General features: G+C 68.5%; 12 protein-coding genes and 1 other RNA gene. 3 read left to right on the top strand and 10 right to left on the bottom strand.

The window, feature by feature from the left end:
- Positions 1–303: 303 nt before the first annotated feature.
- Together GNZ18_RS08680 and GNZ18_RS08675 are read right to left on the bottom strand one after the other, a co-directional pair.
- The gene (locus GNZ18_RS08680; protein WP_156215753.1) at positions 304–1890 is read right to left on the bottom strand and encodes a multicopper oxidase family protein; all 1587 of its coding nucleotides are present in this window, start codon (positions 1888–1890) and stop codon (positions 304–306) included.
- A complete protein-coding gene (locus tag GNZ18_RS08675) occupies positions 1883–2293 on the bottom strand; it encodes a hypothetical protein (RefSeq protein WP_156215752.1) in 411 nt (136 codons plus the stop codon). Before GNZ18_RS08675 ends, GNZ18_RS08680 begins: the two co-directional genes overlap by 8 nt.
- Positions 2294–2399: 106 nt before the next feature.
- Between GNZ18_RS08675 and GNZ18_RS08670 the strand changes: the two genes are divergently transcribed.
- Entirely contained in the window at positions 2400–3305 is a 906-nt protein-coding gene (locus GNZ18_RS08670) for a LysR family transcriptional regulator (RefSeq protein ID WP_312874387.1), read from the top strand.
- Positions 3306–3423: 118 nt separating this feature from the next.
- Positions 3424–4020 carry a DUF4360 domain-containing protein gene (locus GNZ18_RS08665; RefSeq protein ID WP_173390693.1) on the top strand — a complete coding sequence of 199 codons (597 nt, stop codon included), beginning with the start codon at positions 3424–3426 and terminating at the stop codon, positions 4018–4020.
- On the opposite strand, the gene GNZ18_RS08660 is transcribed toward GNZ18_RS08665, so the two are convergent.
- From GNZ18_RS08660 to GNZ18_RS08645, 4 genes are all read right to left on the bottom strand, one after another.
- Positions 4002–4505, bottom strand: coding sequence for a tellurite resistance TerB family protein (locus tag GNZ18_RS08660; protein ID WP_156215749.1), 504 nt, complete (start codon positions 4503–4505; stop codon positions 4002–4004). The two genes, GNZ18_RS08665 and GNZ18_RS08660, sit on opposite strands and share 19 nt — an antisense overlap.
- Positions 4506–4750: 245 nt before the next feature.
- A complete protein-coding gene (locus GNZ18_RS08655; RefSeq protein WP_156215748.1) occupies positions 4751–6196 on the bottom strand; it encodes a serine/threonine-protein kinase in 1446 nt (481 codons plus the stop codon).
- A gap of 283 nt (positions 6197–6479) precedes the next feature.
- Positions 6480–6899, bottom strand: coding sequence for a hypothetical protein (locus GNZ18_RS08650; RefSeq protein WP_156215747.1), 420 nt, complete (start codon positions 6897–6899; stop codon positions 6480–6482).
- A gap of 245 nt (positions 6900–7144) precedes the next feature.
- Positions 7145–8182: an NAD(P)-dependent alcohol dehydrogenase gene (locus GNZ18_RS08645; protein WP_156215746.1), complete on the bottom strand. Its 1038-nt coding sequence runs from the start codon at positions 8180–8182 to the stop codon at positions 7145–7147.
- 80 nt (positions 8183–8262) lie between these two features.
- On the opposite strand from GNZ18_RS08645, the gene GNZ18_RS08640 reads away from it, so the two are divergent.
- Complete coding sequence (locus tag GNZ18_RS08640; protein WP_156215745.1) at positions 8263–8850, top strand: TetR/AcrR family transcriptional regulator; 588 nt, start codon at positions 8263–8265, stop codon at positions 8848–8850.
- A gap of 318 nt (positions 8851–9168) precedes the next feature.
- Here GNZ18_RS08640 and ssrA read toward each other — a convergent pair.
- From ssrA to ftsX, 4 genes are all read right to left on the bottom strand, one after another.
- Positions 9169–9542: a transfer-messenger RNA gene (gene ssrA, locus GNZ18_RS08635) on the bottom strand.
- Between the two features lie 308 nt (positions 9543–9850).
- Entirely contained in the window at positions 9851–11743 is a 1893-nt protein-coding gene (locus GNZ18_RS08630; RefSeq protein WP_308166115.1) for a penicillin-binding transpeptidase domain-containing protein, read from the bottom strand.
- A 117-nt stretch (positions 11744–11860) separates the two neighbouring features.
- Positions 11861–12334, bottom strand: a complete 474-nt coding sequence (smpB, locus tag GNZ18_RS08625) for an SsrA-binding protein SmpB (protein WP_214618437.1) — start codon at positions 12332–12334, stop codon at positions 11861–11863.
- Positions 12335–12537: 203 nt separating this feature from the next.
- Complete coding sequence (gene ftsX, locus GNZ18_RS08620) at positions 12538–13443, bottom strand: permease-like cell division protein FtsX (RefSeq protein ID WP_156215744.1); 906 nt, start codon at positions 13441–13443, stop codon at positions 12538–12540.
- Positions 13444–13551: the final 108 nt, after the last annotated feature.

Here is a 13551-nt window from a genome sequence, read left to right as displayed (position 1 = left end):
CCTTTCGAGTGGTGGTCTGTTCGGCGCGGCGGTCGAGCCGTTCTGGCGCGTCCTGGGGCCGGACGGCGTACACCGGTTTCCGCCGAGGGGGCCTCAGAGCGCTACAGGTGATCCACTTCGATCAAACCGCTACAACTGCTGCGCTTGCCACCGACGGTAACTCTCCCCTCACATACGGACAAGAGGTCATCTGGTGCAGGGAGGATGCTGTCACCAGGCGGATACCTGGCCCCCTCAGATCACCGAGCCGTCACCACCGTCGTGGTCCAATACGCCGAACACGCGCGCGGGCGCCCCACGCCGTCAGGTGATCTCCAGATTGGCCATCATTCCCATGTCCTCGTGCTCGGCGTTGTGGCAGTGGAAGAGATAGCGCCCCCGGTAGCCGTCGAAGCGCGTGATGATCTCCGCCGATTCGCCCGGACGCAGCGAAACGGTGTCCTTCAGCCCCGCGTCCTGGGGCAGGGGCTTTCGACCGCTGCGGGAAAGCACCCGGAAACCGACCAGATGCAGATGGACGGGATGGTGGACGTCGGCCACCAGCCGCCACACCTCGACGTCGCCGAGACCGACCTTGACGTCCGAGCGCGCGGGATCGAACGGCAGCCCGCCGATCAGCCACCCGTGGTCCCCGTGCATCCGTCCGGCGCGGAAGGAGAACTCGCGCGTCCGCACGGCCTCCGACCGCCGCCAGGTCGGAAGGTCGGTCGACAGCACGCGCGGCACGCGGCTCCCGTCGGCGGCCCTGCGCGCGACCCGGAACGCCATCACGTCGCCGGTGCGGCCCGAGCCCAGCCGGTTGGCGATCCTGACCATGCCGCCGACCGGGACGTCCGCGAAGTCGACGACCACGTCGTAGCGTTCGGCGGGGGCGATCGGCAGCCGCCGGTGCGTGACGGGCGCCGCGAGCAGCCCCTGGTCGGAGCCGACCTGGACGAGATCGAGCCGGCGCCCGTCGGGCCCGATCGCCTCAAGGTCGTAGTGCCGGGAGTTCGAGGCGTTCAGGAAGCGCAGCCGGTACCGGACGGCGTCGACCTCGTGCACCGGCCACGGAGCGCCGTTGACCAGGATCACATCACCGAGGACCCCGCCGAGGTAGGCACCGCGGACGCCGGGCCGCGTCCGCAGCGTCCGGTCGATCGCGGGATAGACGAGGGCACCGCTGTCCGCGAACGCCCGATCGGTGATCATGAGGGGCAGCTCGCGCCGCCCCGAGGGCAGGCCGAGCGCGTCCTCGGCGTCGTCCCGGACGACATGGAGCCCCGCCAGCCCCTGCCAGATCGCCGGAGCGGTGAAGTCCATCCGGTGGTCGTGGTACCAGAGCAGCGTCGGCCGCTGGTCCATCGGAAAGGTGTACCGGCGCGTCACCCTGGTCACCACGGCCCGCGGATCGCTCATCTTGTGCCCGCCGCCGTGCGCGCCATGGCCCTCCTGCCATTCCTCGGGCAGGACGAGGTCGGTCGGATAGCCGTCGGAGTCCGGCGCGGTCCGTCCGCCGTGCAGGTGGACGACCGTCGGCACGGGCAGCTCGTTGCGGTGCGTGATGCTGACCGGACGCCCCCGGCGCGCCTCGATCGTCGGCCCCGGGAACGTTCCGTCGTAGGTCCACAGCGGCGTCCGGTGCCCCGGCAGGATCTCCGCGCTCTCCACCCGCTGGGTGATCTCGTACCGGTCCACCCCGCCGGACGTGCTCACCGGCTTCAGGACGGGCGGGACCGGCAGCGGCACCCGGAACGCGGACGGCAACGGCAGGTCGCTGCGCAACTCCGCGCCGGTCAGCGCCGGACGCCGCGAGAACGCGGCCGACACCGACAGCCCGGAGGCCGCCATCAGCCCGAGCGCCCCGCCGATGCCGAGCACCTGCCGCCTGCCCATCCCCCGCTCACGCATCGGTGCCCTCCCTCCGGACGGGCGCCCACCAGACCGCGATGAACATCACGACCAGCGCGACGATCGTCATCACGCCCAGCGGGATGTGCAGCCACAGCGCGCCGCCCAACCCGGCGAAGTACTGCACCGTCTCCGCGACCACCAGCGCCAGCGTGGCGAGGAACGGCCAGGCCCGGCGCAACCGGACCCAGGCGACGATTCCGACGACCACCTGCACGTACCCGACCGACGTGACGACGTTCGCGCCGGCCGCATGCCAGCGCAGGCCGTCGAAGTCACCGCTCAGATAGACGCCGGCGAACACCGGCTGCCCGAAGATCAGAACCGCGTGCGCGCTGACGACCGCGCGCATCACCCACTCGATGGGCCTGACCCGGCGCGAACCGCCGGCGACGGTGGCCATAGGGCGACCTCCTCTCGATCGCCCCTGACGCTATGACCCGGGAGTTATCATGTCCAAGATTAATATTGCTATGGCGTTATGCATCTGCGGTCATGAAGGAGGCCCGGTGGACCTGAACACGCTCACGCAGTTCCTCGCGGTGGCACGCCTGGAACATCTGAGCCGCGCCGCCGACGAACTCCACGTGGCCCAGCCCTCCCTGAGCCGCACCATCGCCCGCCTGGAGAAGGAACTCGGCACACCCCTGTTCGACCGCGGCGGACGGCTCCGCCTGAACCACGCCGGACGCCTCTTCCGCGGCTACGTGGAACGCTCCCTGGGCGAGCTGGACGCGGGACGGCGGGCCGTGGCCGAGGCCACCAGCCAGGGTTTCGGCACCGTCCGGCTCGCGTCGGAGACCTTCCTCACCCTCACCGGCCCCCTCACCGCCTACAAGCGGGCCCATCCCACCATCGAGATCGAACTCCACCAGATGCCGGCCGGGCAGATGGCCCGCCACCTGCGCGCCCAGGACATCGACCTGTGCGCCGCGTCCCAGCCGGTCCACGCCGAGGACCTGGAAACGGCCCACCTCCTCGACGAGGAGGTCTGGCTGGCCGCCCCACCCGACCACCCCCTGGCGAACCGCACCTCGGTGACCATCCGGGACCTCGCCGACCAGCCCTTCGTGACCGCCCGCAAGGGACACTGGCAACGCCAGCTCCTCGACCGCCTCTTCGCGGCCGAACACCTCACCCCGAAGATCGTCTGCGAGGGCGACGAGTCGTCCGCGATGGCGGACCTGATCAACGCCGGCCTCGGTCTCGGCCTCGTCCCCGCCATCGCCCGCCGCACCATGACCCGCGGCAGCACCACCGTCGCCCCCGTCGCCTGGATCACCGTGGACGCCCCCGGCTGCCGCCGCACGCTGACCCTGCACTGGCGCGCCGACGCCCGCCTCTCCTCCGCCGCCGAACTGATGCGCACCACCCTCACCACCTGGGACTGGACCACCGGCGAACCCAAAAGTTGAAAGTGAATAAGAACAGAAAAGAATTCAACATTGACCGGCCGCCCGACCGAAAATAAAATACCGATGGACTTCCACTCACCGGGAGGCTGTCATGCTGAAATCCGGAACAATCACGGCGGTGAGCACCACCCTCGCCCTGGTCCCCGCCCCCGCCTCGGCCGCCGCAGAGCCGCCCGCCGGAAGTGTCAAGATCGAACTGGTGGCCATGAACGGAACAGGCTGCCCGGTGGGCACGGTGAGGATCGAATCGACGGAAGAGCACTTCCGGGTCTATTACAGCTCCTACACCGCATACGCCGGCGGAAACCAGCCGCCGTCCGACTCCCGAAAGAGCTGCCGGCTCACCGTGCGGGTGGCCCATCCGCCGGGATTCACCTACGGGATCTCGCGGGTGGATAACCAGGGCTTCGCAAGCCTGGAGGAAGGAGCCTCCGGCACACTGAGGTCGTCCTTTAGCATATTCAACCGCAATCCACCCGCAGGTCGAAAGAACACCATTCGCGGCCTGTACTCCGATGTATGGCGATTCATCGAACAGAGCGACATCCCCGAAGTGCCCGTCAAACCCTGCGGCGAACGCAGCAACACTACTCTGGCCACCGAACTGCAAGTGGACGCGGGCACGTCCGACCCGTCCAAGGCGAACCTCTTGTCCCTGGATTCCACCGACGGCAGCCTGGGCACCTACTACTTCTATTACTGGCAGCGCTGCTGAGGCGTGGCCGGCGCCGGAGCGGTGTGGAACAGGACGGTGCGCATCGCGTCCAGGGCAGTCTCGGCAATGACCATGTGGTGCAGCACAGCGACCACATCGTCGGGCACACCCAGCCGCCGGGCGGCGACATTCACCTTGGCGCGCTCGGCATCGGCGTAGTCACCGTCGGCCCCGGCCATCTGGATCGCGTGGTAGATGAGCGTGGGGCCGGGCCGCCAACCGTCGACATCGACGTCCAGCGCGTCCAGCAGCGAATCCAGGTCGGCCGACCGGTGATCGAAGGCGGCGTACCCGTCGATGACGTGCTCGGGCACACCGAACGAGCGCTGGTGGGCCACGAGCCAGTCGAACTCCGGCTCCGTCACCTCACCGTCGGCACCGACGATCGCCAGCAGGATCCGCCCGTAAGCGGCGGCCGCCTCATCGGTGACCGCCCCCAGCCCAGTCTGCCGCCGCCCGAAACCACTGACCCTGATCTCCGCCACCACAGACCACCTCACCTCCATCATCGATGCCGTGAGGAAGCCATGTCAGTGCAGATCAGGGTGCGGAACCGGTGAGGTCGGCTACCCCACCAGGTTAGAAGGGCGGCCGCGGGAGCGTCCGTCGACACAGCACAATCTGCCCCTGCCGCCCCAAGCCCCGCACACAACCCGTGCGCGGCGAACCCGAGCCGGACCAACAACCTGAGTCGGTACCGAGATCCACTCAGGCAGCCCGCCGACGCTCTTCACTCCGGGCCCTGGCCATCCCTTTGAGCACTGCTCTTTTGTACATAGACCCGCTTTTTATCAAGACATTCAACGTCGAAGTCCAACAATTCAATCAGCCCGGTACCGTGCCGCCAGAAAGACTCGTACACCAGGCTCGAAGTCCACCGCACGCCCTGAACATCTCGCAACGCGCCGACCATCATGATGCTCGCCAGATTTCGATGGTCCGCGGCAGTGGCAGACGCCGGCAACTCGGTCCACCAGTTTTTTGGTACAGGATCACGGGGAGGATTCCAACCGAGCCTGACCATCTCAGCCTCGTCCTGCTCGGTCAGCAGAAGGTCGCCAGTCAGGAAATTGTTGCTGACCGCCTCGGCATATAGCCGATCGGTCTCGCGCATGGCCTGCACATAGTGATGGGTCTCGTTTCGCTCGCGAATGATCAAAATGGTGTCGACATCGAGGGCCGCTAGTTCGCGACCGAGTTGATAGCCGAAATCAGGCCACCGAAGCAGCGATCTGGCGCGGGGAACCTGATCGGCGATGCCTTCGTCAAATGACTTGAGCACGGGCTGGAGGTTCGGGAATGTCACGCGCAGATCGTCGTCGAAGGTCGACGGTACGGAGCGTTCGGCGGCCACGGCCCGCAGCGCATCGGCGACTTTTCCTGCGGACGCGGGCCGGTCGCCGGGGTTCTTGGAAAGAAGGCTCGCCACCAGATCGGCGAGGCGGCTCGGAGCGGCGGTCAGTCGAGCGGGAGGCATGGACAGATGCTGGCGCATCAACGCGACCAGTGAAGGACCCGGAAAAGGGGGGCGACCGGTTAGCAGCGCATATAGCGTGCAACCGAACGAATACAAGTCACTGCGTGCGTCAACAGACCCGTCCTCGTACTGCTCAGGAGCCATGTAGGCAGGAGTGCCCAGCACTCCCCCGGACGCGGTGAGTCCAGTGGTGGCCTCACTGTATCGACAGATGCCGAAATCGCAGATCCGCACACCGCCTCCCACCAGTTCGATGAGGTTGGCCGGTTTGATATCCCGGTGCACCACACCCTTTCGATGGGCGTAGTCGAGCGCGTCGGCCACCTGTGCCATCAACCCCGCGGCACGCACTGCCGGCATTCCACCGGGGCTATCGGCGAGCAGCGCCTTGAAGTCGGTCCCCTCCAGCAACTCCATCACGAAGAACGGATGGCCTTCATGCTCTCCGATGTCGTAGACCACAGTGATCCCCGGGTGGGAGAGAGCCGCCGCGGTCTGGGCCTCCCGCCGCAACCGAGCGATCAGCATCGGATCAGCACCCATCTCCGCCAGCACGATCTTGATGGCGACCCAGCGCGCCAGACTCTGGTCGACCGCCGACCACACCTCCCCCATCCCGCCGCGGGCCAGCCGGGTGACCAGCCGATACCGCCCCCCAAGCGCGACCCCAGGCTCCACCGCACCGTCCTTCTTCGCCATTCATCCCAGGGACAAGCATCCGCGAACGCGTCCACCGGCGCCCCAGACCCAATGTTTCCAGGTAATAGGCGACCTGGGAGACAACAAGGACCGGACTGGAACTCAAGCGTGATTCGAGTCCGACCAAAACATACAAATCGGTCCAGACCCCGGCTCTACCCACACATAGCGGGAACTTCGCACAGAGGGGACCAAGGAGGTCGTGCTCCCAGAGCAGGAACCGGGCCCGCGCCACCGTCCGGGCAGGCGCTGCGATGACCGAACCGCTGCCGAGCCCAAAAGATCAGAAGAGCCAGAGGGGCAACCCGGCAACCAGTGACGGCAACGGGCCGGTGCACCGCGCCCACAGCGACTCCGATCTGGCGAACTGGGAGAGGGTAGGCCGCGCTGAGAGTTCACAGAAGAGAACGGTTTCCCCTGTGGCGCTGGTGCACTCCTCCTCATCTGGATCGTCCGGTTCCCAGTAACCGATCTCGATACGCCAGTCATCGGTTCTACCATCAGGGCGCGGCGCGTTCACCACCAAGTAGTAACCCTTCACAAACTCCGGCTCGTCGAAGATTTCCAGCTGCCCCACCTCAAGTCTTACCTGGCCGCCCGCAGCCTGCGCGTGGGCCGCGAGGAGTAGCCGCAGATCGGTGACGGCCGATTCACGCCGCTCGGCTGTGATCCCCTCCTCCAGCAGGTTTAGGGTCTCGCGCATCTCGCGACCCAGTGCCGGGCGGCGGACGCTGAAAGGCGCGGCAGCGGCCGGCGCGCCCAGCCGAAGGTGCGGCAGGACGGCCGGCGCGGAGATTGTCGTGGACGCCGCACCACCGGCACGGACTTCAGCCGTGCCCGCCGCCCGCCCACCGTCGTCGCCGGGCGGGCGGCCTCTCTACGACGCGGCGGCACGTCCCGCCCCCTGGTGCCGCGCGTCCACAAAGAGATGAGTTGGCCGCCCGGGGTTCAGTCCAGGTCGGATAGGTCGAGGACGAAGCGGTGGCGGACGTCGTTGCGGCGGAGGCGGTCTAGCGCCTCGTGCACCCGGGCCGAGGGGAGCACCTCGACGTCGGCGGTGATGCCCTTGTCGGCGCAGAAGGCGAGCAGGGCCGCGGTCGCGGGTGTGCCGCCGCTCCCCGCGGAGCTGAGCTTCTTGCGCCCGACGAGCAGGTCCAGGGCGTCCACCGTGAGGGTTCCGAGGTGTCCCACCTGGCTGAGCGTGCCGTCCATGGCGACGAGCCGCAGGTACGGGCCGAGGTCGTGCGGGGCGGAGACGGTGTCGATGACGATGTCGAACCGGTCCCGGACCTCGGCCATCTGCGCTGGATCGCTGGACACGATGAGCCCCTCCGCGCCCAGACGGCGCGCGTCGTCCGCCTTGGCGGGAGACCGGCTGACGACCGAGGTGTCGGCGCCCAGCGCCACCGCCAGCTTGACCGCGAGATGCCCCAGACCGCCCAGCCCCACCACCGCCACACGGCTGCCGGGACCCACTCCGAGCGCACGCAGGGGTTCCCAAACGGTGATCCCGGCGCAGAGCAGGGGAGCGGCGGCGGCCGGATCCAGGCCGGCGGGAAGCGGATAGGCGAACCGGTCGCGGACGACGTACTCGCGGGAGAAGCCGCCCAGAGTGGTCGTTCCGTCCCGCCGGTCGGTGCCGCCGTAGGTCAGGGTCGGAAAGGCATGGCAGAAGTTCTCCTGACCGACCCGGCACATGGGGCACTCGCCGCAGGAATCGACGATGTTGCCGACCGCGACAGGGGCGCCAACGCCGAGGCCGGTGACCGCGGCCCCGGTCTCGGTCACCACTCCCGTGAACTCGTGCCCCGGCACCAGCGGATGCGTCCCGTCATGGCCGCTCAGGGCATGCAGATCGGTGTGGCAGACGCCGCAGTGATCGACTCGGACCGCCACGTCGTCTGGACGCAGATCACGGCGCTTCAGCGGGACTCGGCGCAGCCTTGCCGGTGATCCCGCCGCCTGCCAGCCGACAGTGGTTCGCATGGCCTCTCCTTAAACAGACTGTTCGGTTTGCTTCACGGTATCCGAGCAAACCAACTGTTCTGTTTGGTAGCGTCGGAGACATGGCCGAACCGTCCCTGACCGCCCGCGGAGCGGCGACCTACCAGCGCATCCTCGACGCGGCGACCCAGGAGTTCGCGGAGCGGGGGATCGCCGGGGCGCGCATCGAGCGGATCGTGGCCGCCGCACGCACCAACAAGGCGCAGCTTTACGCCTACTTCGGCAACAAGGAGAAGCTCTTCGACACGATCTTCTTCGGCTCGCTGGAACGAATCATGAACGTCGCGCCGATCGACGCCACCGACCTCGCGGACTGGGCCGTGCGCCTCTACGACGAGTACCTGCGCCGTCCCGACCTGATCCGGCTGGCCACCTGGGCGCGCCTGGAGCGCCGCCCGGCCGGCCACCTCGTCGACGACCACCACCGGGTCGACGACGGCAAGCTGCACGCCATCACCGAGGCCCAGGCCGCCGGCCTGGTGCGCCAGGGAGACCCGTTCGACGTGATGGCCATGGTCATCGCCATGTCCATGGCCTGGTCACCCGTCAGCAACGTCTACGCGGCGACCGCCCAGGAGCCCGCCGAAGCACATGAGCGACGCCGCGCCCTGCTCCGCGAAAGCGTCCGGCGCGCCGTCGCAGCCGACTGACGGCCGACCGCGTCGGCCCAGGAACACCTCGGACGCCGCCCAAGCAGTGGCGTCATCGAAGGTGACGGCCACAACCCGTCCGCCACGAGGGGCACCCCCGGTGCTCCAGACCAGCGAGCAGGGGCAGCGCGCGCAGTACCCACAGAAACAAGAAGCCGTGCACGCGAAGCGTGCACGGCGGAACCCGAGCCAGACCAACGGCCTGAGCCACAAGGGGGTGTGGGGGCGGAGCCCCCACACCGGGGGTCTGGGGGTCGCCCCCCAGAAGAACACGAAGAACCGGCGAAGTCGGCCCCGAAGGGGGCCGACGAGCACACGTGGTGGAGGTGGCGGGAATCGAACCCGCGTCCTTCGGTAATGAGTCAGGGCTTCTCCGGGTGCAGCCTGCTTAGCGTTTTCTCAGCCCCGGCGCTCACGCAGGCGTGTCGCCGACGGGCTCAGTCGCTGTTTGGTTTCCCTACAGGTCCCGCGACCGGGCTTGCAGGTGGAGTCTCCTTACGATGCCAGACCCCGGGTCGGAGACGCTCCCGGGCTGACAGAGTTCGCTACTCGCCTCAGGCGGCGAGAGCGAACTCGGACTGCTTCTTGTTGGCAGTTATTGGTTCGCTGTCACAGGATTTACGAGGTCACAACAGCAACCCTCGACCCGCTTCCCCTGGCTCGATCGACCGAAGTCGAAGCCGGTCACCCCCATGTTGAGTTGTCAAACGGCCGTCGAAGACGTCCGAACGACGACGTTACAAGGTAACGCCCCGACGGGCAACGTGATTCCCGCGGGGACACGTGAACCCCGGTGAGCGCGTGGTTGGACGCGCCCACCGGGGCCGACCGGCAGGGTCGGGCCGGTCCGGACGGCAGAGCCTCCCCCGAGACGAGGCTCTGGTCTCATCACGTCGACTGGGTTCCGCAACCCCCCGAGCGGAGGCCCAGTCACCCAGGAAGACGCCGGGAGAGGGCGGGGTGGTTGCGTCCGAGCGCGTAAAGGCTTGTCAAAGCCGCCTCAGCGTGCCCGGCCGGGCTGCGCGGTGAAGAACTTGGCCGCCACCTTGGCGGCGGACACGTGGCCCTCGATGGCGATGGCGACGGCCAGGTCGCCGCGCGAGCCGACGAACCAGGAGATCTCCTTCTTGCGGCCGTTCTCGGTGACGGTCGGCAGCGCGGCGACGCCGACGACGTCGCCGGAGACCCGGGCGGGCTGGGCGAGGCCCGCCCGGACGGAGCTGGAGAGGAGCTTCTTGAGGCTGGAGATGGCCTCGGACTGGAGGTTGGTGGGCTGGATCTGGTCGGCCTTGGAGAGGTCCTTGAGGACGTAGGGGGCCTTCCAGGTGCCGTTCTGGGCGGCGGCGGCCACCAGGGCCATGGCGAGGGGGCTGACCTGGACCTTGCCCTCGCCGACCATGGTGGCGGCCTTCTCGGCGTCGTTGGCGGGCGGCGGCACCGAGCCGGTGAAGGCGGGGACGTTGAGCCCCCAGTCCTTGCCGATGCCGAGCCTGGCGGCCTCGGCGACCAGCGTCTTCGCGTCGAGCTTGCCGCCGAGCTGGGCGAGGGCCGTCCGGCAGGACGCGCCGAACTGGTTCGCGAAACTGCCGGCGGGACGGGCCCTGCTGGTGAAGGTCAGGCCGCCGATCGTGACGGTGCCAGGGCAGGTCGTCTTGGTGGACTGGGTCATCCCGCCGTGGGCGAACAGCGCCTCCGCGGACACGATCCCGAACGTCAGACCGGGTGGATAGTGCGCCTCGAACGCCAGGTTTCGGCCGTTCGTCGCGCGATTGCCCACGGCGAGGATCTCGCCCGTGGCCGGACGCACCGCCACCAGCGACCCCGGGACGGTCACGCCGCTGAGGGCGTAGTCGGCCTTGCGCTGGTAGCCGGGGTCGATCGTGGTGCGCACCTCCTGGGGCTGCTGCCCCGGCCAGGCGTGCAGCACCTGGGTGTCCTTGCCCGCCGGATCCTGCGCCACGATCCGCACGGTCGGGGTGCCCGCGAGGCGGCGCTGCTGGAGCAGTTGGACGCCGCTGACGCCGATCGTGTCACCGGGCTGGTAGGGGGCGCCGACCTGCTGGAGCCGGTCGGCGGTCGCCGGGCCGAGGGTGCCGACCAGCTCCGGCGCGTACACCGGCGCGATCGGGACGCGGACGCCCTGGAAGGTCAGCCCGGGGACCTGGTTGAGCCGCTGGATCAACCCGTTGTGCTCGGGGACCTGGAGGGTCAGCAGGGGCAGGAACCGCTGCGGCGGCGCGGACCTGACGCGTCCGAGCAGGCGCTCGGAGTCCAGCCGCCGGCCGCCGTCGATCTTGACCTGTCGGGCGAGCTCGTCCAGCGTGCGCTGCGGGTTCGCGAGCCCCCCGGGGAAGACGCCGACGTTGTAGGCCCCGACCTTCTGCAGCAGCGAGCGGCCCTGGGTGTCGGTGATGGCGGCGCGCGGGGGCACCTCGGTCTGCACCGCGAGCCGCTGCCCCGGCTTCAGCACCGGGTTGATGATGGAGGGGTCCCAGACGACCTTCCACTTGCCGCCCTTGCGGCGCAGGTGCATCTGCCCCTTGTACGTCCAGGGCTGGCCGTTCTCGCCGAGGTCGACCTTCACCGAGAAGTTGGCGTCCGCCTCGTCGCCCTTCTTGTCGATCGCCTTGGCGTCGCTGTCCTGGCCGGTGACGCCCAGCGCGAGGCGCAGGGACGCCGCGTCCAGCTGGGAGCGGACCTGGCCGAGCGCGGCGGAGACCTGGGCGCGGTCGGCGCCGATGGTCCGCTTGGCCGCCGCCGTGTAGTTGCCGACCTCCCAGGCGATGAGGAAGTCGCGGACGGCGGGCATCGCGGACGGCTCCGCCCAGCAGCCCGTCGTCAGACCGCCGACGAGACCGACGCAGGCCACCATCGCGGTCACCCGGCGCCGCACGGTGCGCGATCTACGCGCGACGCGCCGCCGGCCTCGGCGGGCCTTCGCGCCGGCGCCCTGGAGATCCGGCTCGCCCTCTCGGTCCGTCGACCGGCCTGGCTGGATCATCGACACCCTTCACCGTCTCCTGAACCGGGCGGCCGCCGCCTTCTGCATCTCCCGATCGGCTTCCCGCTTGGCGATGGCCTGGCGCTTGTCGTAGGCCTTCTTACCACGGGCCAGCCCGATCTCGACCTTGGCCTTGCCGTCCTTGAAGTACAGCGCGAGGGGGATCAACGTCCAGCCCGGCTCCGACGACTTCGCGATGATCTTCTGGATCTCCCGGCGGTGCAGGAGCAGCTTGCGGCGCCGCCGGGGGGCGTGGTTCGTCCAGGTGCCCTGCGTGTACTCGGGGATGTGGACGTGCTCCAGCCACACCTCGCCGTCCATGACGTGGGCGTAGCCGTCGGCGAGGGACGCGCGTCCGGCGCGCAGCGCCTTCACCTCGGTGCCCATGAGCACCATGCCCGCTTCCCAGGTGTCGTCGATGTGGTAGTCGTAGCGGGCCCGCTTGTTCTGGGCGATGAGCTTGCGCCCTGTGTCGCGTGGCACGTGATCAGCCTCGGTCCTTGTCCGGCATCGGTTCCTGCACCGAGCCCCTTCCCGTCCGTACGCGATCTTACGAGGGCCGCGCGGTCAGGGTGGAACCGCTTTTCCCCGGCGCCCGCTGCGCGCGGGCGCCCGCTCTGCTCTGACGGCGGCGTCCGGCGTCCGGTTCACGCGGATCCGGATCCTGGACGGCGCGGGCCGCCGGATCAGATTCTCAGGTATCTCCGCAGCGTCAGGAACGAGGACAGGGCGCACAGCAGCACCCCGAAACATATCGACAGGATGATCACCAGGATGACGATGCTCCAGCCGAGCTTGCTGACGATCTGGAGGTCGTTGGCGAGCCGGTCGACGAGGAACATCTTGCTGAACACCAGCAGGACCGAGGCGATCAGCCCGCCCAGCAGACCCGCGATCGCGCCTTCCAGGATGAAGGGCATCTGGATATAGGTGTTGGACGCGCCGACCAGCCGCATGATGCCCGTCTCCCGGCGCCGGTTGAACGCCGACAGCCGGACGGTGTTGCCGACCAGCAGCACCGCCGCCACCACCTGGATCAGGGCGATCAGCAGCGCCGCGAACTGGAGCCCGTTGAGGATCCTGAAGAACTTCTTGAGGATCTCCTGCTCGTTGATGACGGTGTCGACGCCCTTCTGGCCGAGCATCGCCTGGGCGACCGCCTTGTACTCCTCGGGCTTCTTCAGCTTCACCCGGAACGAGTCAGGAATGTCGCCCTCGCGGGTGCTCTGCACAAATCCGGGGGAGCTCGCGAAACGGTCCTTGAACCGCGCGTACGCCTGCTGCTTGTTCTCGTACTGGACGCTTGAGACCTGCGGCATCTTCTCAAGCTGCGTCTTGAGCGCGTCCCGCTCCTCGGGGGTCACGTCCCGCTTCTGGCAGCTGTCGTTGGAGCTGGTCTTGGCGCACAGGAAGATCGAGACCTCGATCTTGTCGTACCAGTAGCTCTTGGACTCGTCCACCTGCTTACGCAGGAGCAGGCCCGTGCCGAAAAGCGCCATGGCGATGGCGACGGTGATGACGAGGGAGATCGTCATCGTCATGTTCCGGCGGAGACCGATCCAGATCTCCTGGAGAACGAACTGTGCGCGCATGCCTCGCTGTCCTTGATCGCCTGTGTCCCGCCGGAAGCGTGGGCGCCGCGCCGCGCGCGGGCCCTCTGCGGGTGTCTCGTACGTCTGGGGTGTCGTACGCCCCGGCAA

Origin of the sequence: Actinomadura litoris, assembly GCF_009733595.1 — a bacterium.
In the GTDB taxonomy this organism is placed as follows: Bacteria; Actinomycetota; Actinomycetes; order Streptosporangiales; family Streptosporangiaceae; genus Spirillospora; species Spirillospora litoris.
The sequence above is the reverse complement of the archived record's forward strand: the minus strand, read 5'-3'. Positions and strand labels throughout refer to the sequence as shown.

What these genes read in the sequence shown, in the direction of transcription:
- GNZ18_RS08680 (WP_156215753.1), bottom strand. Translation starts at nt 1,890, where the DNA reads ATGCGTGAGCGGGGGATGGGCAGGCGGCAGGTGCTCGGCATCGGCGGG.
- GNZ18_RS08675 (WP_156215752.1), bottom strand. Translation starts at nt 2,293, where the DNA reads ATGGCCACCGTCGCCGGCGGTTCGCGCCGGGTCAGGCCCATCGAGTGG.
- GNZ18_RS08655 (WP_156215748.1), bottom strand. Translation starts at nt 6,196, where the DNA reads ATGGCGAAGAAGGACGGTGCGGTGGAGCCTGGGGTCGCGCTTGGGGGG.
- GNZ18_RS08650 (WP_156215747.1), bottom strand. Translation starts at nt 6,899, where the DNA reads ATGCGCGAGACCCTAAACCTGCTGGAGGAGGGGATCACAGCCGAGCGG.
- GNZ18_RS08645 (WP_156215746.1), bottom strand. Translation starts at nt 8,182, where the DNA reads ATGCGAACCACTGTCGGCTGGCAGGCGGCGGGATCACCGGCAAGGCTG.
- GNZ18_RS08640 (WP_156215745.1), top strand. Translation starts at nt 8,263, where the DNA reads ATGGCCGAACCGTCCCTGACCGCCCGCGGAGCGGCGACCTACCAGCGC.
- ftsX (WP_156215744.1), bottom strand. Translation starts at nt 13,443, where the DNA reads ATGCGCGCACAGTTCGTTCTCCAGGAGATCTGGATCGGTCTCCGCCGG.